General features: G+C 65.0%; 24 protein-coding genes. 23 read left to right on the top strand and 1 reads right to left on the bottom strand.

Going from position 1 to position 26,714, the window contains the following annotated elements; genetic code table 11:
• Positions 1-169 precede the first annotated feature (169 nt).
• From DR039_RS08065 to DR039_RS08080, 4 genes are all read left to right on the top strand, one after another.
• On the top strand, positions 170-1,948 hold the full coding sequence (locus tag DR039_RS08065) for a cation:proton antiporter (protein ID WP_111836865.1): 1,779 nt from the start codon (positions 170-172) through the stop codon (positions 1,946-1,948).
• 144 nt (positions 1,949-2,092) lie between these two features.
• Positions 2,093-3,223 carry a histidinol-phosphate transaminase gene (locus tag DR039_RS08070; RefSeq protein WP_111836866.1) on the top strand — a complete coding sequence of 377 codons (1,131 nt, stop codon included), beginning with the start codon at positions 2,093-2,095 and terminating at the stop codon, positions 3,221-3,223.
• Positions 3,220-3,819 carry an imidazoleglycerol-phosphate dehydratase HisB gene (hisB, locus tag DR039_RS08075; protein WP_111836867.1) on the top strand — a complete coding sequence of 200 codons (600 nt, stop codon included), beginning with the start codon at positions 3,220-3,222 and terminating at the stop codon, positions 3,817-3,819. The genes DR039_RS08070 and hisB overlap by 4 nt, the downstream gene beginning before the upstream one ends.
• On the top strand, positions 3,819-4,646 hold the full coding sequence (locus DR039_RS08080) for a hypothetical protein (RefSeq protein ID WP_111836868.1): 828 nt from the start codon (positions 3,819-3,821) through the stop codon (positions 4,644-4,646). Before hisB ends, DR039_RS08080 begins: the two co-directional genes overlap by 1 nt.
• A 29-nt stretch (positions 4,647-4,675) precedes the next feature.
• Here the strand turns inward: DR039_RS08080 and DR039_RS08085 are convergent, their stop codons facing one another.
• Positions 4,676-6,238, bottom strand: a complete 1,563-nt coding sequence (locus DR039_RS08085) for a serine/threonine-protein kinase (RefSeq protein ID WP_407641284.1) — start codon at positions 6,236-6,238, stop codon at positions 4,676-4,678.
• 306 nt (positions 6,239-6,544) lie between these two features.
• Here DR039_RS08085 and hisH point away from each other — a divergent pair, with 306 nt between their 5' ends.
• The 19 genes from hisH (at position 6,545) to DR039_RS08180 (ending at position 26,690) form a co-directional block, all read left to right on the top strand.
• The gene (gene hisH, locus DR039_RS08090; protein ID WP_111836870.1) at positions 6,545-7,183 is read left to right on the top strand and encodes an imidazole glycerol phosphate synthase subunit HisH; all 639 of its coding nucleotides are present in this window, start codon (positions 6,545-6,547) and stop codon (positions 7,181-7,183) included.
• A gap of 36 nt (positions 7,184-7,219) precedes the next feature.
• Complete coding sequence (gene priA, locus DR039_RS08095) at positions 7,220-7,969, top strand: bifunctional 1-(5-phosphoribosyl)-5-((5-phosphoribosylamino)methylideneamino)imidazole-4-carboxamide isomerase/phosphoribosylanthranilate isomerase PriA (protein ID WP_111836871.1); 750 nt, start codon at positions 7,220-7,222, stop codon at positions 7,967-7,969.
• 125 nt (positions 7,970-8,094) lie between these two features.
• The gene (locus DR039_RS08100) at positions 8,095-8,826 is read left to right on the top strand and encodes an SseB family protein (protein WP_111836907.1); all 732 of its coding nucleotides are present in this window, start codon (positions 8,095-8,097) and stop codon (positions 8,824-8,826) included.
• 403 nt (positions 8,827-9,229) lie between these two features.
• Positions 9,230-10,252 carry a translation initiation factor IF-3 gene (infC, locus tag DR039_RS08105; RefSeq protein WP_267489835.1) on the top strand — a complete coding sequence of 341 codons (1,023 nt, stop codon included), beginning with the start codon at positions 9,230-9,232 and terminating at the stop codon, positions 10,250-10,252.
• 92 nt (positions 10,253-10,344) lie between these two features.
• Entirely contained in the window at positions 10,345-10,539 is a 195-nt protein-coding gene (gene rpmI, locus DR039_RS08110) for a 50S ribosomal protein L35 (RefSeq protein ID WP_111836873.1), read from the top strand.
• Positions 10,540-10,566: 27 nt separating this feature from the next.
• Positions 10,567-10,947, top strand: a complete 381-nt coding sequence (gene rplT, locus DR039_RS08115; protein ID WP_111836874.1) for a 50S ribosomal protein L20 — start codon at positions 10,567-10,569, stop codon at positions 10,945-10,947.
• A 114-nt stretch (positions 10,948-11,061) separates the two neighbouring features.
• On the top strand, positions 11,062-11,889 hold the full coding sequence (locus DR039_RS08120; protein ID WP_111836875.1) for a TrmH family RNA methyltransferase: 828 nt from the start codon (positions 11,062-11,064) through the stop codon (positions 11,887-11,889).
• Positions 11,890-11,971: 82 nt separating this feature from the next.
• Positions 11,972-13,057, top strand: coding sequence for a phenylalanine--tRNA ligase subunit alpha (pheS, locus tag DR039_RS08125; protein WP_111836876.1), 1,086 nt, complete (start codon positions 11,972-11,974; stop codon positions 13,055-13,057).
• 1 nt (position 13,058) lies between these two features.
• Complete coding sequence (pheT, locus tag DR039_RS08130; RefSeq protein WP_111836877.1) at positions 13,059-15,716, top strand: phenylalanine--tRNA ligase subunit beta; 2,658 nt, start codon at positions 13,059-13,061, stop codon at positions 15,714-15,716.
• A 99-nt stretch (positions 15,717-15,815) separates the two neighbouring features.
• Positions 15,816-16,307 (top strand): flavodoxin domain-containing protein, encoded by a 492-nt coding sequence (locus tag DR039_RS08135; RefSeq protein WP_111836878.1) that lies wholly within the window; start codon positions 15,816-15,818, stop codon positions 16,305-16,307.
• Positions 16,308-16,409: 102 nt separating this feature from the next.
• Positions 16,410-17,525 carry an N-acetyl-gamma-glutamyl-phosphate reductase gene (argC, locus tag DR039_RS08140; RefSeq protein WP_111836879.1) on the top strand — a complete coding sequence of 372 codons (1,116 nt, stop codon included), beginning with the start codon at positions 16,410-16,412 and terminating at the stop codon, positions 17,523-17,525.
• The gene (gene argJ / locus DR039_RS08145; protein WP_111836880.1) at positions 17,522-18,730 is read left to right on the top strand and encodes a bifunctional glutamate N-acetyltransferase/amino-acid acetyltransferase ArgJ; all 1,209 of its coding nucleotides are present in this window, start codon (positions 17,522-17,524) and stop codon (positions 18,728-18,730) included. Before argC ends, argJ begins: the two co-directional genes overlap by 4 nt.
• Positions 18,727-19,659 carry an acetylglutamate kinase gene (gene argB / locus DR039_RS08150; RefSeq protein ID WP_111836881.1) on the top strand — a complete coding sequence of 311 codons (933 nt, stop codon included), beginning with the start codon at positions 18,727-18,729 and terminating at the stop codon, positions 19,657-19,659. Before argJ ends, argB begins: the two co-directional genes overlap by 4 nt.
• A gap of 17 nt (positions 19,660-19,676) precedes the next feature.
• Complete coding sequence (locus DR039_RS08155; protein WP_111836882.1) at positions 19,677-20,894, top strand: acetylornithine transaminase; 1,218 nt, start codon at positions 19,677-19,679, stop codon at positions 20,892-20,894.
• Complete coding sequence (locus DR039_RS08160; protein ID WP_111836883.1) at positions 20,891-21,457, top strand: arginine repressor; 567 nt, start codon at positions 20,891-20,893, stop codon at positions 21,455-21,457. Before DR039_RS08155 ends, DR039_RS08160 begins: the two co-directional genes overlap by 4 nt.
• A gap of 68 nt (positions 21,458-21,525) precedes the next feature.
• Positions 21,526-22,749: an argininosuccinate synthase gene (locus DR039_RS08165; protein WP_111836884.1), complete on the top strand. Its 1,224-nt coding sequence runs from the start codon at positions 21,526-21,528 to the stop codon at positions 22,747-22,749.
• A 211-nt stretch (positions 22,750-22,960) separates the two neighbouring features.
• Complete coding sequence (locus DR039_RS08170; protein WP_111836885.1) at positions 22,961-24,343, top strand: O-antigen ligase family protein; 1,383 nt, start codon at positions 22,961-22,963, stop codon at positions 24,341-24,343.
• A 156-nt stretch (positions 24,344-24,499) separates the two neighbouring features.
• Entirely contained in the window at positions 24,500-26,038 is a 1,539-nt protein-coding gene (argH, locus tag DR039_RS08175) for an argininosuccinate lyase (RefSeq protein WP_111836886.1), read from the top strand.
• Between the two features lie 13 nt (positions 26,039-26,051).
• A complete protein-coding gene (locus tag DR039_RS08180) occupies positions 26,052-26,690 on the top strand; it encodes a DNA-3-methyladenine glycosylase (protein WP_229116892.1) in 639 nt (212 codons plus the stop codon).
• The last annotated feature ends 24 nt before the right edge of the window (positions 26,691-26,714 follow it).

Consider the following 26,714-nt stretch of genomic DNA (forward strand, 5'->3'; position numbering starts at 1 on the left):
CCCCCCGACTTTCGGACAACCTTCCGCCTTTCGGACAACCTACGACCGCGCGAAAGGTTGTCCGCTGGGCGTTTGGTTGTCCGAAAGGAGGGAGTAAGGACGGGGTTGGGAATGAGTAGGTGAGCAATGATGACAAGAAGCTGACCTCTGCACCTCTTATCCTGCTCCCATGGAGTCATTGGTCATCGCAGTAGTCGCCCTGCTGGTCATTGCCGCGTGCAACCAGTTGGCCCCTAAGGTCGGCCTGGCCTCACCTCTAATCCTCTTAACCCTGGGCATCGGTGTGGGTTTCATACCATGGGTGCAAGCCATCGAGGTGGAACCAGAGCTGATTCTGGAAGGCGTGCTGCCCCCAATGCTGTTCGCCACCGCCGTGTCCATGCCCGTCATGGATTTCCGTCGCGAACTGCGCAGCGTCGCCGCCTTAGCCGTCGGACTGGTCCTGGTATCCGCAGTGCTCTTGGGGCTGGTAGTGCAGTTGCTCGTGCCCCCCATCTCCCTGCCATGGGCCATCGCGCTGGGCGCCGTGCTCAGTCCCACCGACGCCGTCGCCGTCGCCATTGCGCGGGTGATGGGAGTGAACCACCGCATCATCACAGTGCTGGAAGGTGAAGGCCTCTTCAACGACGCCACCGCCCTGGTCCTCCTGTCTTCCGCTGTGGCTGCCGGGCTCGATGCCGGTGCTGGAGCGCTGCGGCCTGCCAGTCTGGCAATCGGCTTCGTGCAGGCTTTGGCAGTCGCAGTGCTGGTTGGCTGGCTCGTGGGAGAGGCCACCATCCGCTTGCGTCGCCGCGTCACCGACCCCGCCGCAGACACCGTTATCTCCTTCACGGTGCCATTCTTGGCCTCCATTCCTGCAGAACACCTAGGCGGTTCCGGGCTGGTGGCGGCAGTGGTTGCCGGACTAGTCGTTTCCGTGCACGGCCCCAAGCTGCTGCCGCCGGGCAACCGCCGAGCTGCGGACACCAACTGGCGCACCATTGAACTGGTGCTGGAAGGCGGCGTATTCCTGGTAATGGGACTGCAGGCCTACGGCATCGTCCACGAGCTACAGGTGGACCCGGCCACCCCCACCGTCTCACACGCCATCCTCCTGGCAGGGTTGGCCGGGGCGCTGATCCTGGTGGTGCGAGCCATATTCGTGGCGGCAATCCTCTTCTGGCTGCGCCAAGCCCGACGCCGCAACCAGCGACGCCTGCACCTTTACGAGGAGCGCCTGGCCCGCTTTGAAGACCGCCTAGCCCACTCCTGCGACGTGGACGAGGAGCTCTTGGCCTCCCGTCACCTCAGCCCAGAGGCCTGGCAGCAGGCCCTGGATCGCTGGCACAACCGCTTGGATCGGGGGCGACGTCGTCAGCAGCGCGCCCGCAACGACCTGGCCTATTTCACCGCCGCGACGCTCGGTCCACGCGAGGGTGCGGTAATCATCTGGGCCGGAATGCGCGGGGCGGTCACCCTGGCCGCCGCCCAAACCCTGCCGCTTTCCGCACCATTGCGTCCGTTGTTGCTTCTGGTCGCGCTGCTAGTGGCCGCCGGCTCCCTGGTAATCCAAGGCCTAACCCTGCCCTTGTTGGTGCGGGTTGTTAACCCGCTGATGGCGGCTGCAGGGGAGGATGAAGAGGAGAAACTCCGGGTCCTCAAGATTATGCGCAATGTGGTCAAGGAGTCCGCCCTAGCTGAGACCTTGCGTGAGCAGGTGCCTGAGGAGTCCCGCGGCCTGACTAAGTCCTTTTCCACAGTGGGGCGGGCTTTGGCAGCCAACGCTCCCACCAAGCTGCCACATGAGCTCAGCCAGTCTCAACTGCGTGGCCTGGCGGTAGAGGCCATCCATGCGCAACGAGATGCCCTACTGGAGGCTCGCGACGAAGGTCTGTTCTCCTCCACCACCCTCCAGTACGCGCTGGAACGCCTGGATGCGGAGGAAGTCATGCTGGCAGCGCACCACTGACGGAGAGGGGTGTGGTGGCCTTTACGGTCGGCACACGATTGGCCTTGCCGCAGCAAAGCGACGGCGCGATCGCCACTTAAGTGCAAGAAGATCACTCTCCCAGGACGGCGAGAGACGTCATCCCAGGGCCGTAAACTGCCAGGCGTGAGCAACCTTCCTCTGCGCCCCGGCATCGAGGGCGAGCAGCCTTATGGTGCCCCCGAGCTAGAGGTGCCCGTACGCCTCAACGTCAACGAGAACCCCTATGCCCCCGCCCCCGGGGTAATCGCTGACATTGCGCAGGCTGCCGCCAGGGCCGCCGCCGAACTCAACCGCTACCCAGACCGGGACTTCCCGGCCCTGCGCCAGGCGTTGGGCGAATACCTGGCCGTGGAGTCTGGAGTGCGGCTGCCTCCGGAGCAGATCTGGGCTGCCAACGGTTCCAATGAGGTCATGCTCCACCTGCTACAGGCCTTCGGCGGGCCCGGACGCATCTGCCTGTCCTTCACCCCCACCTACTCCATGTACCCCGAATACGCACGCGACACCCTCACTGAATACCGCACCCAGGCGCGCCTCCAAGACTTCACCCTGGACCTCGACGCCGCCCTCGACGCCATCCAGGGGGCTCAGCCCGCCGTCGTTATTTTGGCTAACCCTAACAATCCCACCGGCACTGCCTTGCCACTAGAACACGTGCAGGCGGTGCTGGACGCCGCGCGGGGGAACGGGCCCGCCACCAGTGACGGCAGGCCAAGCGACGCCGTCGTAGTGGTGGATGAGGCCTATGGAGAGTTCCGCCGCCCCGGAGTGCCCAGTGCCCTGGAATTGCTGGAGGGCAACCCTAATCTGGCCGTCAGCCGTACCATGAGTAAGGCCTTTGGCATGGCGGGGTTGCGCCTGGGCTATTTGGCTGCCGCGCCCGAGCTCGTGGAGGCCTTGCGGGTGGTTCGCCTGCCCTATCACCTCTCTGCGCTAACCCAGGCCGCCGCTTTGGCGGCCCTGGACCACCGCCAAGAACTCATGAGCCAGGTGGCTTCACTGCGCGCCGAACGGGACGCCCTAGTGGAGTGGCTGCGCTCCCAGGGCTACACGGCCTTTGAATCAGACGCGAACTTCGTGCTCTTTGGACCTTTCCAGGACCGCGACGCCGTGTGGCGGGCGTTGCTCGCCCGGGGTGTCCTCATCCGCGTGGTGGGCCCGGACGGGTACCTTCGAGTCAGCGTCGGCACCCCCGACGAGATGCAGCAGTTCCGTGACGCCCTGACAGCCATCAACAAGGAGGAGCAGTCATGAGCCGCACCGCCCGGATTGAAAGAGCCACCAGCGAGTCCAGTGTGCTTGTCGAGCTCAACCTCGATGGCACTGGCCAGACAGAGATCTCAACCACCGTTCCCTTCTACGACCACATGCTCACTGCCCTCGGCAAGCACTCCCTGATCGACTTGAAGGTCCGCGCCACCGGAGACACGCATATAGATGTGCACCACACCGTGGAAGACACCGCCATCTGCATTGGTGAGGCTTTGCGAGTGGCTTTGGGTGACAAACGCGGAATCAAACGTTTTGGGGACGCGCTAGTGCCCCTCGACGAAGCCCTGGCCCAAGCCGTAGTGGACCTATCTGGCCGTCCCTACCTGGTACATGACGGTGAGTCCGAAGCCTTCACCCACCACCTCATTGGTGGGCATTTCACTGGTTCTATGGTGCGCCATGTGCTGGAAGCTATCGCCTACCATGCCGGCATCTGCCTGCACCTGCATGTCATCTCTGGTCGCGACCCGCATCATATCGCTGAGGCTGAGTTCAAGGCCCTAGCCCGTGCCCTGCGCATGGCGGTGGAGCCGGATCCCCGAGTAGACGACGTGCCTTCAACGAAGGGAGCCCTGTAATGACGGGGCAGCACAGCCGTGGCTACGGCGATGATGACCTGGATGCGGCCTTTGCCGCCATGATGGAGGGCCTAGACATCTCCGAGGACACCCGGGCTGGCATGGCGGCACTAGACGCCGCCGCTGAGCGGGAGGCTACGGATGTGGAGGAAGCGGCCAAGGAAGTCTTGGCTGCAAGCGCCGCAAGTGCGGGTAGCCCTCCAGCATCCTCAGAACGACCCGACGATTCGACTCTTGACGCCCCTCCCTGCGGTACCTTTCCTGGACTCTACGGTCCAAGGCTAGGCGAGTCGGAGCCGACCCAGGCCGTGAAAATCGCCGTCGTGCTGACTCCGCTGGCCAACGCGGACGCCCTAGCGCAGCTTTGCGCCATGAGCGGCCTGGACTGCACGGTGGTGCCCACCAGGACCGGGGCGGTGGCCGTGAAGGAGTTTGTGTCCTCCCACAGTGAGTGGGATGTGGCGGAGCTGCTCGACGGCGTAGACACCGAACCCGCTGAGGCCGCTGAGCTTGCCGGACGGCTGTCCCACCTTTCGCGCGGTGGCACCATCTTGTTGACCGCAGACTTGGCCACCGATGTCGGCATCGAGGCGGGCCTATCTGGCACCATCACCGCCCGCGGCTTTGAGCGCGGCCAAGGGGGGCCGGATATGTCCTCTGGGTTGGTGCTCGCTTCGGTGGACACCGTGGTTGAAGACCTACTCTTCGGCTTGACCAAGGCTGAGGCGCTTCCTGGGGCGGTGCGTTCCAGTGACGTCAAATTGGGGCCCTTAGGCCGCTGGATGGGACGGGGCCTGAGTGGGGGCAAGGGGCCAGCGCCCATGTGAGGCTTAGCGCCCCCGCGGGACGCCAAGCCTCACCGGGTGGCGGTGTATGACCCGGTGCGTTGCCCGCCAGCGGCAGGCGATACCAGGCAGGAGAACCAACGCGCGCCGTTGCTCCACTGCGTCTCAGTGGGACCGATTACCTCGATATGAGGATCTGGTTCACCATAGGCGACGGCGGCCTGCCGCGTGCAAGCTTGCTTGACTGCTGAGTCTTCACTCAACTCGATCTGGGTGAAGCCGGTGGCGGATTCGGATAGCGGCCCGGCTGCGAAGACCTCCCAGGGGTGCGCCTGACTGCAATCGACCTTTCGGGTGCTGGGCACGTCGCTGATCACTACTAAGCCCGCCAAGCAGGTGCCTTGAGGATAGGCGGGTGTCTGTGCCGCCGCAGTTGTGGCAGTTCCCGCTGGGCCGCCAGCGCTGCCTGCCTGCGGGGTAGCGGCAGTGCCCCCCGACTGGTTGCCTCCGGACTGTGCCCCTGGAGCAGCACTAGCTGCGGGAACACCAGCTTGGTCGGCGGCGGGCGTCCCAGACTGGACCACTTCTGCACTGGCAGAGCCTGCAGCGCTGCGCTGCAGGAGCGCCGCCGTCCCGCCTGCGCCCACCGCTAGGCCTGCAACCAGACCCACTGCAGCAGCGGCGGCCACCAATCGCTGCCGGGAACTGCGGCTCTGAGCCCCCGCTGAAACTCCTGGCAGCGCGCTGGCAGATCCGGCAGGCAAGGCTTGGCCAGCCTGCGCTAGACGGAGGGCCACACCTGGGCCAGCCACCGTTAGCCCGCCGTCGCCCAGTGCCTCGGAGGCTGCTGCCAGGGCCTCGGCCAGCGCGGTGCCGTCGGGGTAACGCTGGGCTGGGTCTCGGTGCATCGCCTTGGCCAGCAGCGGATGCAGGCTGACAGGGATGTTGGCGGCGGACAGGTCCACCGGCACACTCAGCTGATGCACGATCTCTGGTAGGGATAGCGTCTTGCCATCTGGACCCCGTCTGGGGCCACGCCCGGTGAGCAGATAGAACAGCGTGGCGCCCATGGACCACACGTCCCCGGCCGGGCCAGGCGGTTGTAGTTCAAAGGCCTCAGGCGGCGCAAAATCGGGGGTTAAACACTCCAGGGTCACCGTGGGGTCTTGCCCTTCGCGCACCACTGCCGCGATCCCGAAATCGGTTAGTCGCGGTGAGCCGTAAGCGTCCAAGAGGATATTTGCTGGTTTGACGTCGCGGTGCAGGATGCCTGCCGCATGGGCTGCCCCAAGTGCTGAGGCGGCGGCCAATACGAGGCGCACGGCGTCGGGAGCACTGATGGGACCTGTGGCTGCCAGCTGCTCCAATGAACCGCCGTCACAGCGTTCCATGACGATGTAGGGCCGCCCGTCGCGCAGCACGCCGGTGTCCACCAGGGAGACCACGTGCGGGTGCCCACTGATCCGCCCAGCTGCCTGTACCTCGCGCAGGTAGCGGCGGCGGTTGCGTTCATCATCCAGTGGGCGGGAATCGACTTTTACGGCCACGGGACGCTGGACCGAGTCCTGCACGCCACCGTAGACGGTGGCAAATCCGCCGCGGCCAATGACGTTCTCTAGGCGGAAGCCGGGAATCGAAGGCAGGGTGCTCCGTTGAGGCGATGCGGAGCTAGGGCCGGGATCGGGGGGAGGGGTGACGCTCACGGGACAATACTCACTGGAGCCCGGGCCCTGACGCCAGCTGCCCGGGTTGGCAAGACCGGGCACTGTGCTGAATCGGGCTCTGCGCTGAGCGGATAAGCGCAACTTCGGGGAGGTATCCCAAGAGCTCAGGGTGCCGGAGTCTTCAGGTTTGCAAAACGGCGCGGAGCCTGCGAGGGCGCCACAGCGCTCCTGCGATTCTGCAGTCTTCTAGGGAGCTGGAACCGGTAGCCTAAGGCCGTGAGTCAGCCCCAGGTCGTCGTTTTGTCATACGGAAGCGGCAATGTCCGCTCGGCTGTCCGTGCCCTAGAGCGGGCTGGCGCCGCCGTCGAACTAACCGCCGACCCTGCCGCCGTAGAAAACGCCGATGGCCTGCTGGTCCCCGGAGTTGGCGCCTTCGGCGCCGTCATGGCTCAGCTGCGCCAGGTTGACGCAGCTCGCCTAATCGATCTCCGCCTAGCGGGCGGACGCCCCGTGCTGGGAGTCTGCGTCGGCATGCAAGTCATGTTCGAGGCTTCCACCGAGCATGGCACCACCGAGCTGGGCTTAGGGCAATGGCCTGGCACCGTGGAACTCTTGGACGCTCCCGTCGTGCCGCATATGGGCTGGTCTGAGGTACGCCCACCGGTCAACTCTCTGCTCTTCGACGGCGTAGCCGACCAACGCTTCTACTTTGTCCACTCCTATGCTGCCTTGAAGGACCCCGCTGAACTACTCGGCCCTGGGCCCACCACGCTGCCGCAGGCCACCTGGGCCACACATGGGGTGGACTTCCTGGCCGCCGTGGAAAACGGCGCCCTATCTGCAACCCAGTTCCATCCCGAGAAGTCCGGCGACGCCGGTATTCAACTGCTGCGCAACTGGCTCGCCACCCTCTAACTTTTCACCTAACGCCACTGCCCCCAAGGAGACCTCATGCTCACGCTGCTACCCGCCGTCGATGTTGCTGGCGGCAGAGCCGTCCGCCTGCTGCGTGGGGAGGCAGGCAGTGAAACCGACTATGGCAGCCCGGTAGACGCCGCCCGCGATTGGGTGAAAGCCGGTGCCGAGTGGATCCACCTGGTGGACCTAGACGCGGCCTTTGGCCGTGGTTCCAACGCCCCGCTGCTGGCCCGCATCGTGGGGGAGGTGGGCATCAAGGTGGAGCTCTCCGGCGGCATTCGTGACGATGTCACCCTCAAGCGTGCTCTGGATGCCGGGGCCGCTCGGGTAAACCTGGGCACAGCTGCACTGGAGGACCCCGCTTGGACGGAGCGCGTCATCGCCGAGCACGGGGACAGAATTGCCGTGGGCCTAGATGTGCGCGGCAGCACCCTGGCCGCGCGCGGCTGGACCAAAGACAGTGGCGACCTGTGGGAGACCCTGGCGCGTCTGGACGCTGCCGGTTGTTCTCGCTACGTGGTCACTGACGTCACTAAGGACGGCACGCTCTCCGGCCCCAACACTGAGCTGCTGCGCCGCGTCTGCGAGGTGACTCCTGCGCCGGTGACCGCCTCGGGTGGCATCTCCCACCTGGATGATTTACGCGCCCTGGCCGGCTTAGCTGGGCTAGGGCTGGACTCCGTGATTATCGGCAAGGCTCTGTACTCGGGTGCCTTCACCTTGGAGCAGGCCCTGCTGGTGGCCAGCGGTCATGAAGGGGACGCCGCGGAGTTGCCCAGGTGAGCGCTTCCGCTGAAGCACGGCCTGAAGACCAGGCAGGTGCCGTGCAGATACTGCCCGCCAGGAAGCACCACAGCCAGCAAACCGCCGTCTTCCCAGAGACCAAACTGCCGCAGACCGACCCGCAGGTGGCGCGTGCCCTGGCGGCCCGCGCCAAGCTCGAGCGTCTCCTAGCTGCTCCCACACCTTTTGCGGGTGACGACGGCGCCGCTGACCCGGCTGTCACCGCCGCCCTGGAAGCCACCGAGCGGCCCCGTCATGAATACCTGGACGCTCTGCTAACTGCGCTGTATCACTCCCGCTTGCTGGTGCCTGTGGCTGCTCATGCTCTGCCTAGTGACGGCCTCCAGGAGCCGCACGCCACCACTGCCTGCGAGGATGCCGCTACCTTGGCGGTGCACTTGCCGGATGGGCATGTGGCTTTGCCCGTCTTCACCTCTGCGGTAGCCCTGCGTGCCTGGCGCCAGGATGTGCGTCCGGTGCCCGTGGACTGCCAGCAGGCGGCCCAGGTGGCTTGCTTGTCTACAGACCAGCTTTGGGTGTTGGACCCCGGCACCCACGATCTGCGCTTGCCTAGGCCCGCGGTAGTGGCCTTCGCCGGGGGAGAGGCCTGGGTGCCTTCCTGGCGGAACCGACCGGTACAAGCTGAGATATCCGCTCAGCTGGAACAGATCGCCGGGGTTACAGGAGTGGCCTACAGTCCCGGCGAACAGGCGGAGTTGCGCATTTTTGTGCGCCTAGATGCCAGCGGCGGTAGGCCTGCGGTGGCGAGGGTCCTGGAAGCCTGCCAACACATCATGGTCAATCCTGCCTGGGGTGAGCTGATTGACACCGTGGAACTATGTCCGCTGCCGGCCTGAATACGGCTGCCTCCGCGCCTATCGTGCACACCTGGCGACGCCGTCGCCTGCCCGGCCGGTGAGCAAATTGGGCGGCCGACGCAGAGCTCTGTGAGGCCACAGGTGAGCAGGAACACGGGCCAGAAACCAGATCATGCGGGACTTGCGTGCTGCGCCTTTGATAACATCCTTGCCGACCGACCGGGGCGAGTCCCCGGTACGCAAGCGGAGAAATCCCACCTGGGTTCCTTCTGGGGGCCGGGTCATGCGCCAGGTTTCAGCCTGGATCGCGCTGGTTGTCGCCTTAGGCGTCGGCTGGCCAAGCATGTTTGATAGGCCTCCGTCCTGCGTGCAGGAGCGGGGGCCTTCCTCGTTTGGCCGGTGAGATCTCTTAGAGTGAGGAAAAGCCATCAGCGAGCCCCGTATTAACGAACGGATCCGCGTCCCCGAGGTGCGCCTAGTCGGCCCTAGCGGTGAGCAGGTAGGCGTTGTCCGCGTGGAGGACGCCCTGCGTCTTGCCGAAGAGGCTGACCTCGACCTTGTGGAGGTCGCTCCCGACGCACGCCCCCCGGTGTGCAAGCTCATGGACTACGGCAAGTTCAAGTACGAGTCCGCCATGAAGGCCCGTGATGCCCGGCGCAACCAGGCCAACACCCAGCTCAAGGAGATCCAGTTCCGGCCCAAGATCGACGAGCACGACTACACCACCAAGATGGGGCACGTTAAGCGCTTCCTCGAAGGTGGGGACAAGGTCAAGTGCATCGTGCGCTTCCGTGGCCGTGAACAGTCCCGCCCGGAGCTCGGTATTCGCCTGCTCCAGCGCGTGGCTGAGCAGGTTGGTGAACTTGCCACCATTGAGTCCCACCCGCGTCAGGATGGCCGCAATATGGTGATGGTGCTGGCCCCCACCCGCCGCAAGGCTGAGGTGAAGTCAGACCAGCGTCGTCGCCGCGAGGAGGCCCGCGCCGCCCGCCGCCAGGGCAAAGAGGAAGCCGCTGAGAAGGCGGCTAAGGCTCAGGCTGGTAAGGCCGCCCAGGCCGCTGCGCCTGCAGCTGAGACTCCGGTTGCGTCCAAAGCCCCAGTGACTCCCGAGGCTCCGGCCCCCGCCGCCTCGAAGACTGCAGCCCCTAAGGCAGCAGCTCCCAAGGCAGCGGAGCCAACCAAGCCTGCTGCGGCTAAGGCTGCGGCAACCAAGCCGACCGGAACTAAGCCCGCCGTCGCTAAGGCTTCGGCTGCACCGAAGTCGACCGCCGCACCGAAACCGGCAGCCACACCAAAGCCCAGCGCCAAGGCCGCCTCGGCCAAGCCGACCGCCACAAAGGCGGCTGCTCCCAAGCCAGCGGCTCCTGCTAAGGCTGCCACTAAGAGCACCACGGCCAGCAAGTCTGCGAAGCCTGCTGCAACCAAGGCCGCCAAGCCAGCAGCTCCCACCAAGGAGAAGGCTTAAGCCTGATCCCACCAGACCCCACCCCCTTACCACCGTCTGCGGGGTAAACAGCCCGGGCCACCCGGTCACGGGCCGACTAAGAGGAAACCAAGATGCCGAAGAACAAGACGCACTCCGGTGCCAAGAAGCGCTTCCGGGTTACCGGCAGCGGCAAGCTCATGCGCGAGCAGGCCAACAAGCGCCACCTGCTCGAGGTTAAGTCCTCGCGCCGCAAGCGCAAGCTGTCCCAGGACCAGCTGGTCGACAAGGCCGACCAGCGCCAGGTCAAGAAGCTGCTCGGTCGCTGACCGCCCCAACCACCAAGGAGTCATCACATGGCACGTGTGAAGCGGGCTGTCAACGCCCACAAGAAGCGTCGTTCCGTCCTCGAGCAGGCCTCCGGCTACCGCGGCCAGCGCTCGCGCCTGTACCGCAAGGCCAAGGAGCAGGTCACTCACTCTGGCGTCTACGCATTCCGTGACCGCCGCGCCCGCAAGGGTGAAATGCGCCGCCTGTGGATCCAGCGCATCAACGCCGCCGCCCGCGCCGAGGGCATGACCTACAACCGCTTCGTGCAGGGCCTAGCCCTGGCTGGAGTGGAGGTCGACCGCCGCATGCTCGCCGAGCTGGCCGTAAACGAACCTGCTGCCTTCAAGGGCCTGGTCGAGGTCGCTAAGAAGGCCCTTCCCGCAGACGTCAACGCTGCTAAGGCCTGATTTCGCTTCGCTGAGCTAAGCGCCCAGCATTAGAAACGACGGCGCCGCCTCCTGCATAGGGGGTGGCGCCGTCGTCTGTCACTTGGCGACTTCTCCTACCGTAGGCTGCGGAGCATGACGCTCACCCCCACCGACCTAGACGCTATGCTCACCAACCCCGGTTCGGAGCGGGTGAGCCGCGTCGCCGGTTTAACTCGCCGCCAACTGCGCAGCAAGTACGGACGCTTCTTAATTGAAGGTCCACAGGCAGTCCGCGAGGCTGTGCGTCATGCCGCCGAGGCTGTGCGGGATCTTTACCTGACCCCGGTGGCTGCCGAACGCTACCCGGAGATTTGGCAGGAGGCCGGAGAGCGCGGCCTATACCGGCACCTGGTTTCCGCAGAGGTCATGGCTGCCATGAGCGCTGACGCGCAGGGCGTGCTGGCAGTGGCCGATCTGCCGCGGTTGAGAGGCCCACAAGTGCTGGCTGAGGTGTTGAAGCATGCCAGCTTGGTGGCGGTGCTGACTGAGGCGCAGGACCCTGGCAACGCCGGCACCATCATCCGGGCTGGAGACGCCGCTGGGGCCGACGTCGTCGTCGTAATTAAGGGAAGCGTGGAGGTGACCAGTCCTAAGGTGGTCCGCTCCACCGCAGGCTCCCTATTCCACCTGCCCGTAGTCACCGGCGTGACTTTAGAGGAGACCACAGCGGCCCTCCGCGCTGCGGGCCTGATGATTTTGGCTGCCGATGGTCGCGGGAGCGTACAGCTATTTGACGCTGAGGCCATGCTGGCGGGCCCCGTGGCCTGGCTGTTGGGCAATGAGGCACACGGACTGTCGGCCCAGGCGGTTGCGGCGGCCGACGCCGTCGTCGCAATTCCGATCTACGGGAAAGCGGAGTCACTTAACGTAGCGGCGGCTGCCACCGTTTGCCTTTATGCCACTGCCAGGGCACAGCACTGACATAGGGAGGTGGCCAGATTTCGAACCGCCGTGCTGAGCGGACTACCCTGGGCCCGGAGTTACGAGCACGGAAGGTTCGCAGATGACTGACGCAGCCGGCGCGCTGTCGCCGTTGGACGAGGCAGGGCTAAAAGCCCTCACCGAGGAGGCCCTGGCAGCCATTGCCGCCGCCCAGGACCTAGCCGCCCTCAAGGAGGTTCGCCTGGCCTACACCGGGGACGCCTCCGTACTCGCCCTAACCAACCGTGGCATCGGCAAACTAGACAAGGCAGATAAGCCCACCGCCGGCAAGCTCCTAGGCGCCACCCGTAGCCAGCTCAACACTGCCCTGGCTGAGCGCCAACAGGTCCTGGAGGCCCAGGCTGAGGCGGAGATGCTCGCCACCGAGGCCGTGGACGTCACCATCCCCACCAAACGCGCCGCCAGCGGCGCCCGCCACCCCCTGGACGTCCTCATGGACGAGGTCTCCGACTTCTTCACTGCCATGGGATGGACCATTGCCGAGGGCCCCGAGGTGGAGCACGAGTGGTTCGACTTTGACGCCCTGAACTTCGACGCCGACCATCCCGCCCGCCAAATGCAGGACACCTTCTACATCGACGGCGCCTCCGTGGGTGCTGCCCCCGCACAGAGCGCCAACCTGGTCATGCGTACCCACACCTCACCGGTGCAGGCCCGCGCCATGCTCGCCAGTGAGCCACCCCTCTACATTGCCTGCCCCGGCAAGGTTTTCCGCTCCGATGAACTAGACGCCACCCACACGCCCGTCTTCCACCAAGTGGAGGGCCTGGCCGTGGACCAAGGCCTGACCATGGCACATCTCAAAGGCACCCTGGACCACTTTGCCCGCGCCATGTTCGGCCCAGAGGCCCGCACTCGCCTGCGCCCCTCCTTCTTCCCCTTCACTGAGCCCAGCGCCGAGATGGACCTGTGGTTCCCCCAGAAGAAGGGCGGCCCCGGCTGGATCGAATGGGGCGGCTGCGGCATGGTCAACCCCAAGGTCCTCATCGCCTGCGGCATCGACCCGGAGGTATACACCGGCTTCGCCTTCGGAATGGGCCTAGAACGCACCCTCATGTTGCGCCACGGCATCGCGGATATGCATGACATCGTCGAAGGCGATATCCGCTTCTCCCAGCAGTTCGGCACCACCGGAAAGGGCAACTGACATGCCATACGTACCCCTTGACTGGCTGCGCGAGCACGTCTGCGTCCCCACCGGCACCACCGCAGCGGATCTGGCCAAGGACCTAGTGCGCGTGGGCCTAGAAGAAGAACGCGTGGTTCCCCCCTCGGTAACCGGCCCCCTGGTGGTCGGCAAGGTCCTGAGTCGAGAAGCCAAAGAACAGTCCAACGGCAAGGTAATCAACTACTGCCGTGTGGACGTTGGCCCTGAACACAATGACGCCCCTGGCACCGGCAAGGAGCCCAGCGATCTGCCTAGCCGCGGCATCGTCTGCGGTGCACACAACTTTGACGTCGGGGACAGCGTCGTCGTCTCTCTGCCCGGCGCCGTCCTGCCTGGGGACTTTGCCATTGCCGCCCGCAAAACCTATGGGCATATTTCCGACGGCATGATCTGCTCCGCCCGCGAGCTAGGCATCGGCGAGGACCACGACGGCATCATCGTGCTAGACCAGTGGCTTGCCGCCCACGGACACGAGGGTGAAGAGCTGCCTGCCCCCGGCACCAACGCCCTACCCCTGCTTGGCCTGGGTGATGAGGTCCTGGAAATCAACATCACTCCAGATCGGGGCTACTGCTTCTCCATGCGCGGTGTGGCTCGCGAGTACTCCCACTCCACCGGTGCCAAATTCACCGACCCCGCAGATGCCACCAATGAAGGCCTTTATCCCAACGGTCTGGCAGCAGCAGGCGCGGGCGGCTACGCCGTCAAAATTGCGGAGGATCCCACTCCCATCAATGGGCGCCCGGGAGCTGACCGCTATGTGGCCCGCGTGGTGCGGGGCATCGACCCCGCCGCCCCCAGCCCCAAGTGGATGCGGGACCGCCTCACCGCCGCCGGGATGCGACCCATCTCTCTGGCCGTGGACGTCACCAACTACGTGATGCTGGACCTAGGTCAGCCCCTGCACGCCTTTGATCTGAACAAACTGCACGCCCCCATTGTGGTGCGTCGTGCCCGGGCTGGGGAAAGCCTCACCTTCCTGGATGAGATCACCCGCACCCTGGACCCGGAAGACCTGGTCATCTCTGACTCCCCGGCCGCAGAAGGCTCCCGCGCCCTCGTACTCGCCGGTGTCTTTGGCGGTGCCGAGACCGAGGTGGATGAGCACACCACCGACGTGCTGATCGAGGCCGCACACTTTGACGCCGTCTCTGTGGCCCGTTCTGCTCGCCGCCACAAGCTGCCCACGGAATCATCCAAACGCAACGAGCGCGGCGTGGACACCCAGATCGCCCCCGTGGCCGCCCAGCGCGCCGTGGACCTACTGGTCGAATACGGCGGCGGCACCGCCGAGCCGGTCGCCACCGACATAGACCACACCGTTGCTCCCAGGCCCCAGGTGATTCGGGCCGATGCTGCCGAGCGCCTCACTGGCGTCGCCTACGGCACCGCCCGGGTCAGCGAGCTGCTGGAGGCCATTGGCTGCACCGTCAAACCCGCCGGAACCGACGCCGAAGGCCGTGAACTGCTCTCCATCACCGCACCCACCTGGCGGCCCGACCTGCTGGGACCCGCGCACTTCGCAGAAGAGGTGGCGCGCCTAGATGGCTATGACAAGATCCCCGTGATTGTTCCCACCGCTCCTGCCGGTACCGGCCTCAGCGCTCGCCAGCGGGCCCGCCGCGCGGCTGTGCGCGCGCTGGTATCTGCCGGACTCACGCAGGTGCTCTCCTACCCCTTTATTGGAGATGTGCATGAGTGCCTGGAGATCCCTGCGGATGACCCGCGCCGCGCCGCAGTCCGCCTGGCCAACCCCTTGGCAGAGGACGCCCCCAGCCTGCGCACGAGCGTGCTTGACTCCCTGCTGGAAGTGGCTCGCCGCAATATTTCCCGAGGCCTGGGAGACGTGGCTGTCTTCGAGTTGGGAGCGGTTACCCACCCTGCTGGGACTGTGCCCGCCTCGATCCTGGGGGTGGAGCGGCGCCCCACGGCGGAGGAGGTAGCTACCTTGCAGGCGGGCATCCCGGCCCAGCCCACTCATATGGGCGTGGTGCTAGCCGGTGAGCGCCAGCGTGCCGGAGTTCTCGGCGGTGCCCAGCCTTGGCAATGGTCTGACGCCGTTCAGGTGGTGCGGGAGGTGGCTGGCGCCCTCGGCGTCGCTCTGGAAGTGGCTGCCCCTGAAGCCCCCGTGGCCCCCTGGCATCCTGGCCGCACCGCCGAGATCCGCCTGGCCTCTGTGCGCCGTGGCAAAGAAATCCTGCCCGGCGCCGTCGTTGCTTACGCCGGTGAACTCCACCCACGCGTGTGTCGCAGCTTTGGTCTGCCGCCACGGACCTGTGCCGTAGAGCTAGACCTTGAGCCGCTGCTGGACGCCGTGGAGGCCGCAGGAGTGTTGCAGGTCAAGCCGGTGTCCACCTTCCCGGCTGCCAAGGAGGATTTGGCACTGGTGGTGGATGAGGCGGTGACTGTGGCGCAGGTGGAGCAGGTGCTGCGTCGCGCCGCTGGTGACCTGGCAGAGGAAGTGCGCCTATTTGACGTCTTCCGTGGTCCGCAACTGGGGGAGGGGCGCAAATCCTTGGCTTTCTCGCTACGGCTGCGTGCCGCTGACCGCACGCTCACAGCTGAGGAGACAGCTGGGGTGCGCAAGAAAGCCGTCAAGCAGGCCGCTAAGTTGCTAGGGGCGGAGCTGCGGGCCTGAACAGGCGCTGGGGCCTGTGAGCGTGGTCATGGTTGTTAAACTAGATACAGTTGTTAGGACTATTCACCTGAGTTACGCGCCTGCCCCATACTTAGGGTTATGAAGATCTTGCTTGTGGCCTCCTCTCGGCACGGTTCCACTGAGGAGGTCGCTAGCGTAATCGCTGACGAGCTCCGCAAGTCTGGGATGGAGGTGGACCTCTCCCGCCCAGAAGACGTGACCAGTGTGGTGGGCTATGACGCCTTCGTGATCGGCTCAGCCGTTTACCTGACGCGCTGGACGGAAGCTGCGCTGGACTTCTGCCGCCGTTTCCAGGGGGCTTTGTCTTCCCACCCCGTGTGGGCCTTCTCTGTGGGGCTATCCGGGCTGCCCAAGGGCAAGGTCTCAGATTCGCGGCGCATTGGCCCGGTGCTGCTGGCTCTGGATGTGGAAGGCCATGTGACCTTTGCGGGCCGTTTCGACCCCGGCAAGTTGAATCTGCGTGAGCGCACCATCGCCAAGGTGGGTGGCGCCGCAGAGGGTGACTTCCGGGATTGGGATGAGGTGCGTGCCTGGGCTAAGTCGATCGTCGAGGTGCTGCGCCAGGCCTGAATTAGCTTCTGCTGCCAGCGCGACGGCGCAGGGGAGCGTGAGCTTCCGCTCAGCACCCAACTCAAATATGTATTTCTATGCAGTTCACTGTATGTTGTCTGCATGAAGTTGCAGGCGGCAGTCGCCGGAGCCACCGGCTATGCGGGCGGAGAGGTGCTAAGGCTCCTCAGTGCGCAGCCAGGCCTTGAAATCGGCGCGGTTACCGCAGGTGCCTCAGCCGGAACGCGCCTAGGAGAGCATCACCCTCAGCTCCTTTCCCTGTCTGACCGCCTAGTCGAACCCAGCGACGTAAAACACCTCCTCGACCACGATGTCGTGGTCCTAGCCCTCCCGCACGGCGCCTCCAGCGCCGTCACCGCCGCACTGGAGCAAGCTGGAGCTGCCAGCGGCCACACCCCCCTGCTGATTGACTGCGGCGCAGACCACCGCCTCACCAGCCAGGCCGCCTGGGACCAGTTCTACGGCACCGAGTACGTCGACGCCTGGACCTATGGCATGCCGGAGCTCCTGCACGCAGGGGAAAGCAGCGCTGCTGCCCAGCGTGCTGAACTCGCCGCCACTGGCCACATCGCTGTACCTGGCTGCAACGTCACGGCCGTCACCTTGGCCACCCAGCCCGGCGTTGCGGCTGGACTGATCGACACCAGTGCGCTTACCGCGGTCCTGGCCGACGGCTACTCGGGGGCAGGCAAGGCCCTAAAACCTCACCTGACTGCCGCAGAGGCCCTTGGCTCCGCGCAGCCCTACGCCGTCGGCGGCAGCCATCGGCATATCCCCGAGATTATTCAGAACCTAGAGGTTGCTGGCGCCGCCCCGGGCACCACCCGCCTGTCCTTCACCCCGGTGCTGGTCCCCATGAGTCGCGGCATCCTTGCGACCGTCACTGCTCCCGCCACCCCAACGCTGCGCCAATCCCCAGATCCAGACGCCGTCCTACGCCAGACATGGGCCCAGGCCTACGGTGAACCCGGAACCTCCGCAGGCGAGGCCCTGATTCACCTGCTGCCACAAGGAACCTGGCCGGTCACCGGCACTGTAGCTGGCTCTGGCCTAGCCACGGTTCAAGTCGCCTATGACGCCGCCGCCGGGGTAGTCACCATGATTTGTGCCATCGACAACCTGGGCAAGGGCACCGCCTCAGCCGCGCTTCAATCACTCAACCTCGCCCTCTCAATGCAGGAGACCACCGGTGTGATCATGGAAGGAGTCGCCCCATGAGCGTCACCGCTGCCAAAGGCTTTCGGGCCTCTGGTATCAGCTCAGGCCTTAAGGCCTCCGGTAAGCACGACCTTGCCCTAGTGGTCAACGACGGCCCCCTAGATGTAGCCGTAGGAGTCTTCACCACCAACCGCGTGGTAGCGGCTCCTGTCACCTGGTCACGCCACGTCCTAGATGGCACCCAAGGCCAGGCGCATACTGCTCGTGCCGTGGTGCTGAACTCAGGCTCCGCCAACGCCTGCACCGGCGCACAAGGGGCGGCTGATTCTCGGGCCACCGCTGAGCACCTGGCGCAGATCCTCAGTCAGGGTGGGCAGGCCGTCGCTGCCCACGAGGTGCTGGTTTGCTCCACCGGCGTGATCGGCACCCTCATAAATATGCCCGTTTTGCTTAAAGGCTTGCAGACAGCGACCCAGGAACTAGCCACCGGTCCCCAGGCCGGAACCGACGCCGCAACTGCCATCATGACCACGGATAAGGTCTCCAAGGAGGATGCTCTGGAGCTTTCTTCTGCGCAAGGCAACTGGACTGTAGGTGGCATGGTCAAAGGTGTGGGCATGCTCGCCCCGGGTATGGCCACTGTGCTTTGCGTACTGACCACCGACGCCGTCGTTACTGCTGAGCAAGCCCAGCAGGCCCTGAGCCAGGCCAATGCGCGCAGCCTCAACCGCATCAACTCCGATGGCTGCATGTCCACGAATGACACTGTCCTGCTGCTCGCCTCCGGTGCTTCAGGCGTGAGACCTAGCCAGGAGGAGCTAGAGGAGGCCGTCGCCAATGTGCTTGGGCGCCTAGGGCGGCGCCTAGTGGCCGACGCCGAAGGCGCTACCCACGACATCGCCATCACTGTCACCGGCGCCGTCAGTGAGGAAGCCGCCGAAGCTGCCGCCCGCACTGTCTCAGCTTCCAACCTCCTCAAATGTGCAGTGGCTGGCGAGGACCCCAACTGGGGACGCGTTCTGGCACAGCTCGGCACCGTGCCCGAGGCGGTCTGTCCCTTTGACCCAAACCAGGTGGATGTGGCCATCAACGGCGTCACCATCTTCCGTCACGGCGGCGTGGGTGACGAGCGTTCCGGCGTGGATATGAGTCCGCGGGAGTGCCGCATCGATATTGCTTTGCACGCCGGCGAAGGCGAAGCCACCGTCTGGACCAATGACCTCACCCACGGCTACGTCACCATCAACGCGGATTACACGACATGAATCACCTGCCAAGCACCCTCACGGCCCCCCAGAAGGCCGCCGTACTGCTGGAGGCTATGCCATGGCTGCGTGCCTATAAGGGCGCAACCATCGTCATTAAGTACGGCGGCAATGCCATGGTGGAGGAGTCTCTCAAACGCGCTTTCGCGCAGGACATCCTGTTCTTGCACCAGGTGGGCCTGCGGCCCGTTGTCGTCCACGGCGGTGGTCCGCAAATTAACGCCATGCTGCGGCGCCTAGATATCAATTCCGAGTTCCGTGGCGGGCTGCGTGTAACCACCCCGGAGGTCATGGATGTGGTGCGCATGGTGCTGACCGGCTCCGTCCAGCGGGAACTGGTCTCCTTGCTGAATGAGTCTGGCTCGGCCGCCGTCGGCATCTCGGGGGAAGACGGTGGCCTGCTGCGCGCCCGCCAGCGCCTGGCCGAGGTGGACGGCGAGAGCGTAGATGTCGGCCTGGTCGGCGACGTCGTGGAGGTGGACCCCCGCTCGGTTACCGAGCTTCTGGGACAGGGGCGCATCCCGGTCATCTCCTCCGTAGCTCCTCTGAAAACGGACAGCACCACAGTTCTGAACGTCAATGCGGACACGGCGGCGGCAGCTATTGCTGTGGCCTTGCACGCTCAAAAGCTCATCATGCTCACTGACGTGGAGGGTCTGTACGCCAACTGGCCCGATCGCTCCTCCTTGATCTCGCGCATCGGTGTGGAGGCCCTAGCGGAACTGTTGCCCACCCTTGAATCCGGCATGATTCCAAAGATGGAGGCCTGTGTGCGGGCCGTGCGTGGGGGAGTTGGGCAGGCCCACGTGGTTGACGGCCGCCAAGCCCACTCCATGCTTTTGGAGATCGTCACGGACGACGGCGTCGGCACCGTGGTGCACCCTGAGCACACCGGCTGGTCGCAGGCCAAAGGAGGCGTTCAGTCTTGAACACTGACACGCCAAATATGAGCGGTGAAGGCTGGTTGGCCCGCTACCAGCAGGCCGTAATGCAGAACTTTGGCACCCCAGCGCGCGTGCTGGTGCGGGGCCACGGGGCTCAAGTCTGGGACGCTGACGGGCAGCAGTTCACAGATCTGTTGGCAGGCATTGCCGTCAACTGTTTGGGACATGCTCACCCGGCCGTAGTTAAGGCAGTCAGCGAGCAGGTCTCCAGCCTGGGGCATATCTCCAACCTTTTCACCAGCCCAGCCCAGGTGCGCCTAGCTGAAGAGCTCGCCGCTTTGACCTTCCCTCAGGCTCCGGCAGGCTCTAGCAAAGTCTTCCTGTGCAACTCCGGCACGGAGGCCAATGAGGCTGCTTTCAAAATCGCTCGCCGCCACGGCGGAGCAGCACGCCCCCGCATCCTGGCCCTTGCGGGCGCCTTCCATGGGCGCACTATGGGTGCGCTGGCGCTCACCTACAAGGCCGCCTACCGTGAACCTTTTGCGCCCTTGCCGGATGGCGTCGAGTTCTTGCCAGCGGGGGACGTAGAAGCCCTGCGCGCCGCCATGGGCAAGGACGTGGCAGCGTTGATCCTGGAGCCGATTCAGGGGGAGGCGGGGGTCCGTGAGCTTCCTGAGGGCTACCTGGAGGAAGCGCGGCGCCTGAGCTCCCAGGCCGGAGCCCTGCTAATCCTGGACGAGGTACAGACCGGCATGGGCCGCACCGGCACCTGGATGGCCCACCACCAACTTGCCCCGGGTGTGGTTCCCGATGTAGTCACCCTAGCCAAGGGGCTCGGCGGAGGCATGCCCATCGGTGCCGTGGTGGCCCAAGATGAGGCGGCCCAGCTGCTCGGTGCGGGGCAGCATGGCACCACCTTTGGTGGCAACCCGGTCTGTGCCGCCGCAGCCCTGGCAGTCATTAACACCATTCGTGAGCAGGAATTGCTGGTGCGCGTAACTGAGCTGGGTCGCAGTTGGGCCGCTGAATTGGCGCAGGTGCCCGGGGTGGCCGAAGTCCGGGGGCGCGGCTTGCTGCTGGGCCTGGGCCTAGAGCCTGGGGCTGGGCCCGCGAGTCAACTGGTGGCAGCCATGCTGCAGCGCGGCTTCATCATCAACGCCCCAGATGCCGCTACCTTGCGCCTGGCCCCGCCATTCATCCTGGCCGACTCCGAGGCGCATAGCTTCACCACAGCTCTGCAGGCGGAGCTGGCCAACCAACACTCAGGAGTTAGCGCATGATTGCCAGCAGTACCAACGAGCATGAGGGTGGCGCGGCAGCCCCGGCCACCAAAGCCGCCCGGCATGCCCTCATTATTCAGGTGCTCGCCAAGGCTCGGATTCGCTCTCAGGCCGAGCTGCGTCAAGCCTTGGCAGAGCGGGGCATGTGCACTACCCAGGCAACGCTGTCACGCGACCTGGTGGAACTGCGCGCCACCAAGGTTCGCTCTGCCCGAGGTGGGCAGGTCTACGCGGTGCCTGAGGCCGGCGCCCCGGGCCAGCTAAAGTCCGCCGTCACGGGTGTTGACGATGAAGGCTCACTGGCCGAACACGTCACCTCCCGCCTAGCCCGCTGGTGCGCCGACCTGCTAGTGACTGCTGAGTGGGCCGGGAACCAGTTGATCCTGCGCACCCCCGCCGGCGCAGCCCAGCTGTTGGCCAGTGCCGTCGACGATGCCATGCTCCCCGGGGTCCTTGGCTGCATTGCCGGGGATGACACCGTGCTGGTCATCACCCGTTCTGAGGACACTTCCGCTGAGGTGGCTGGACACCTCATCGCGCTGGCTGAGCCGGGCCGTCACTGACAGTCCGTGGCGGCGTGGATTCCCCTCCCCAGTTGCTTCCCTTCACCAAACCAAAGAAAAGAGAATCAATGAGCGAGCACAAAGACCGCGTGGTCCTGGCCTATTCCGGTGGCTTGGACACCTCCGTAGCCATCGGTTGGATCGGTGAGCAGACCGGCCGCGAGGTGGTTACCGTGGCGGTAGACGTCGGCCAAGGCGGGGAGGACCTAGAGGTCATCCGCCAACGTGCTCTGGATTGTGGTGCCGTTGAGGCTTATGTAGCTGACGCGCGCGACGAGTTCGCGGAGGAGTACTGCATGCCAGCGCTCAAGGCCAACGCCCTATATGAGGGCTGCTACCCCCTGGTTTCCGCGCTCTCCCGGCCGGTGATTGCCAAGCACCTGGTTAAGGCTGCCCGCGAGTTTGGTGCCACCACTGTGGCCCACGGCTGCACCGGTAAGGGCAACGATCAGGTGCGCTTCGAGGTGGCCATCACCTCCATGGCTCCGGACATGGACTGCCTGTCCCCAGTGCGCGACTTGGCCCTGACGCGCGACGTCGCCATCGAATACGCGGAGAAGCACCAGCTGCCAATCGAGACCACCAAGCACAACCCCTTCTCGATCGACCAGAACGTCTGGGGGCGTGCAGTGGAGACAGGCTTCCTGGAGGACTTGTGGAACGCCCCCACCAAGGACGTCTACACCTACACCGATGATCCCACCTACCCGCCCCTGCCTGACGAGCTGGTGGTGCACTTCGAGGCCGGTATCCCCACCGCTATCGACGGCAAATCAGTCACCCCACTGCAGGCCATTCAAGAGCTCAACCGCCGCGCAGGCGCCCAGGGGGTGGGCCGGATCGATATCGTGGAAGACCGCCTAGTGGGCATCAAGTCTCGCGAGATTTACGAGGCCCCCGGTGCGATAGCTCTGATCGAGGCGCACCAGGCCCTGGAGGCTGTTTGCTTGGAGCGCATGCAACTGCGCTACAAGCGCCAGATGGAGGCCGACTGGGCGAACCTGGTCTACGAGGCCCAGTGGTACTCCCCGCTGAAGAAGTCCATGGATGCCTTCATTGAAGACACGCAGCGCTTTGTCACCGGGGACATTCGCATGGTGCTGCATGGCGGACGCGCCACCGTCAATGGTCGCAAGACGGACAGCGGCCTTTACGACTTCAACCTGGCTACCTACGAGACTGGTGACACCTTCGACCAGTCTTCCTCGCGCGGCTTCATTGAGATTTATGGCCTGCAGTCCAAGCTTGCGGCAGCCCGTGAGCATCGCCTGGGTCTTTCCACCGGCTACTGAGCTTCTGCTGGAGGACTGCAGCCCGAAGGGGATGTGCATAGCCAACTCGCGACGCCGTCGGCATCGCTTCTGGCTTATCCAGGCTAGTGCTGACGGCATCGCACCACCTTCCCTTGCGTGCCGCTTGCGTGTCCGCTGCATCTTGGTGCGGGCACGCAAGGTCGCGGGATGACCACTCAGAGTGCTCAGGCTCCGGTGCTACGTTGCGGCTATGACTCAGCCCAGCAACCTCCGGCAGCTCCTGCTGCCTGAGACGCCACCGCGTCTCAAACTGATGCCCGCCGCAGGCACCTGGGCCTTCTTCCTGACCTTTGCTGGACAGTCCGTCCGCAACCTGGTGGGCTGGAAATCCTTTGGCCTCATCGCCGCAGTAAGCGGCCTGCTGCTGCTATGGGTCTTCATCCGTGAGGGACACTGCGTGAAGTGGCCCGCCCTGCCCACCACAATTGGCCTGTACGTGGTGCTGTGTGCCCTGAGCATCATCTGGTCTGCGTATCCAGCCGAGACCGCTCTGGCCTCAGCACTAATGATCGCTACTACCGCCGTCGGGGTGCTGCTTGCTTGCGGCCTATCTCTGCGGCAGATGACTGATGCCCTGAGCCGGGCCCTCGAGGCCGCCTTGGTGCTCAGCATCCTGCTGGAACTCTACGTGGCCTTGGTGCTGCGTCATCCGCTGGCCCCCCTGTATATGCGCGGCTGGGAGGAGGTTCCCATCACCTACTACTGGGTCTACGGGGACATCCTCCGCGGCGGGCCGATCCAAGGAATCGTCGGCAACCGCAACCCCCTAGCCTTCATTGCCCTGCTGACGCTGCTGTGCATAGCGGTCCGTTGGGCTGATCGGCGGGTCAAGCCCATCAGCATGGTGGTCTGGAGCGCCCTGTCACTGGTGGTTTTGGCCCTGACTAACTCCGCTACGGTCTGGGCGGCTGCGGCGGTCTGCGTGGCCGTGATGGGCTATCTGTGGCTTATGCGTCACGTGCCAGTGCGCTTCCGTAGCTGGGTAGTCACCGCCGCCGTGACTGTCATCGTTGGCTTGGCCGCTGCAGCGCTGGGTTGGTACACCCAGTTGATCGCCCTGCTAGGCCGCAGCGAATCCATGAGTGCACGCTGGGAGATTTGGAAAGCCGTGCTCTCCTTGTGGCAGGAGCACACCATTCTCGGATGGGGCTGGATCATGTACTGGATCCCCTGGATTCCGGTGTTCTCCACCATCCTGGTGCGTCCCGACGGCACCCCCACTATGAACGCACACAATGCCTATATCGAAGCCCTGTTCCAGACCGGAGTGGTCGGTGGGGCGCTAATAGTCGTGATCGTCTGCGTGCTCGTTTACCGCTCATTCCGCCTGGCAGGGCGCCACTTGAACTCCGATGCTTCCGTAGTCCTGCCCGCCCTGTTGATGACCGCCCTGGTCATGCAATCTTTCACCGAGTCCCGGCTCCTGAGTGAGGGCAACTGGGTGGTGGTCTGCGCCCTGGGCACCTGGCTAGGCCTGCATCGAATCGTGGAGGAGCGCCAGGGCTCCGAAGTGCCACTCACCGAATCGCAGCACCTCCGGGCGGAGCGACGCAGCTTCCGCAACCCCGGATAGCTTTTCACCGCGATCCGCAGGCCTTCTAGGCTCCGACGCCGCTGAGATACTCAGACACTCTCACAGACCTCAGGCCGTCACAGTCTTCTGGCACCTGCGCGGACAAGTCGCCGGATCGCTGCTCCCACGAGGCTGCCGATAGGCCATGATGTGCCTATGAGCAGTGAGCCCCAACACGACGTCGCCCCCAACAGCCCAGCCGCCAGCGCTCCGGCTGGCATCAGTTTGTGGGGAGGCCGCTTCACTGGTGGCCCAGCTCAGGCTCTAGCGGCACTGAGCGTCTCGACTCACTTTGACTGGCGCCTAGCGCGCTACGACATTGCTGGTTCGCGCGCCCACGCCCGCGCTTTGGCCAGCGCTGGTCTGCTCGACGCATTTGAGTTAGAAGGCATGACCGCTGCCCTGGACCGCCTGGAAGACGACGTCGTCGCCGGCACTTTCACCCCGACCCTCGCCGACGAAGACGTGCACACCGCCCTGGAACGCGGACTCCTGGAGCGCGCCGGGGCGGCACTGGGCGGCCGTCTGCGTGCCGGGCGCTCCCGCAATGACCAGATTGCCACCCTGATTCGCATGTACCTGCGGGATCAGGCGCGACACCTGACTGCACTGGTGCTGGATGTGGTTGACGCTCTGATTGACCAGGCTGCCGCCGCGGGTGAGGCGATCATGCCGGGTCGCACCCACCTGCAACATGCCCAACCGGTGCTCGTAGCCCACCACCTGCTGGCCCACGCTTGGCCACTTATGCGAGACGTTGAGCGCCTAGTTGACTGGGATGCCCGCGCCGCCGTCAGTCCTTACGGCTCCGGCGCCCTGGCAGGCAACACCCTGGGTCTCGACCCTGACGCCGTGGCGGCAGAACTGGGTTTTGACGCGGCTGTGGAGAACTCTATTGACGGCACCGCCGCACGCGACGTCGTAGCTGAGCTGAGCTTTGTGCTGGCCATGGTGGCGGTAGACATCTCCCGCCTGAGCGAGGAGATCATCATTTGGAATACCAAGGAATTTGGCTTCGTCACCTTGGACGACGCCTTTTCTACAGGCTCCTCGATCATGCCGCAGAAGAAGAATCCAGACGTGGCGGAACTAGCACGCGGGAAGGCAGGGCGCCTCATCGGGGATTTGGCTGGTCTCCTGGCCACCCTCAAAGCTCTGCCTCTCGCCTACGACCGTGACCTGCAGGAAGACAAGGAGCCCGTCTTCGACGCCGTGGACACTCTCGCGGTGCTACTGCCCGCTGTTTCCGGCATGGTGTCCACCATGACGCTGCACTTGGAACGGATGGCGGAGTTGGCGCCCCAGGGATTCTCCCTGGCCACTGACGTGGCTGAGTGGTTGGTGAAGCATGGGGTCCCCTTCCGGGAAGCTCACGAGATCTCGGGCGCCTGTGTGCGCGAGTGTGAGGGCCGGGGCATCGAGCTGTGGGACCTGAGCGATGCCGACCTGCAGCGCATTGACACCCGTCTTGAGTCCGGCGTGCGCCAAGTGCTTTCTGCGGAGGGCTCGGTGGCGGCCCGCTCCGGGCATGGCGGCACCGCGCCGGTCCGGGTGGTGGAGCAGCTGGCTCGGGCCATTGCTACCTCCGCCGAGCTGCGGGTTTTCGCTTGGGAAGGATCACTGCTCGATGGCCCTGCCGGGCCGGCTGAGTCGAGGGTCGTAGGAAAAGCCGACTTGGATGCCGCCGAGGTCTGAAACCGCTGCTGCCATGTCAGGTATGCAAGAGCTGCTGCAGCTAGACCCCTTGGAGGTGTGTCCACGGCTCTTGGGGGCAGTGCTGCGAGTAGCCAGTGATGAAGGCGAGGTTGCGCTGCGGATCACCGAGGTGGAGGCATACCGCGGTGAGGATGACCCTGGTTCTCATGCCTACCGGGGGCGGACTAAACGCAATGCCACGATGTTCGCGGCTGCTGGCGCCGTCTACGTCTATCTGACCTACGGGATGCACCACTGCGTCAACCTGGTCTGTGGTCCGGAGGGCCTGAGTAGGGCGGTGCTGCTGCGCGCTGGTGAGGTGGTTGAAGGTGTGGAGCTTGCCCGCCGTCGTCGCCCTGCCGCCCGTAAGGACGCGCAGTTGGCGAGTGGACCCGGACGCCTGTGCCAAGCGCTGGCGTTGGACCGTGCTGACGACGGCGCTGTGCTCGGCGCAGTCGGAGGCCGTCTGCGCTTGGCACTGCCGGAGGAACCGGTGCCAGCTGGTCGCATCCGCACCGGGCCCAGGACCGGTGTTTCTGGCCCGGGTGGGGAAGGAAGTGGCTTCCCTTGGCGCTTTTGGATCGACGGCGATCCCACGGTCTCCCCGTACAAAGCTGCGGTTGCCAAGTCTAGGAAGCCGCGCCGCCAGTGAGTGATTCCGACCTTTGCTCGGAAC

Origin of the sequence: Actinomyces bovis (assembly GCF_900444995.1) — a bacterium.
GTDB lineage: Bacteria > Actinomycetota > Actinomycetes > Actinomycetales > Actinomycetaceae > Actinomyces > Actinomyces bovis.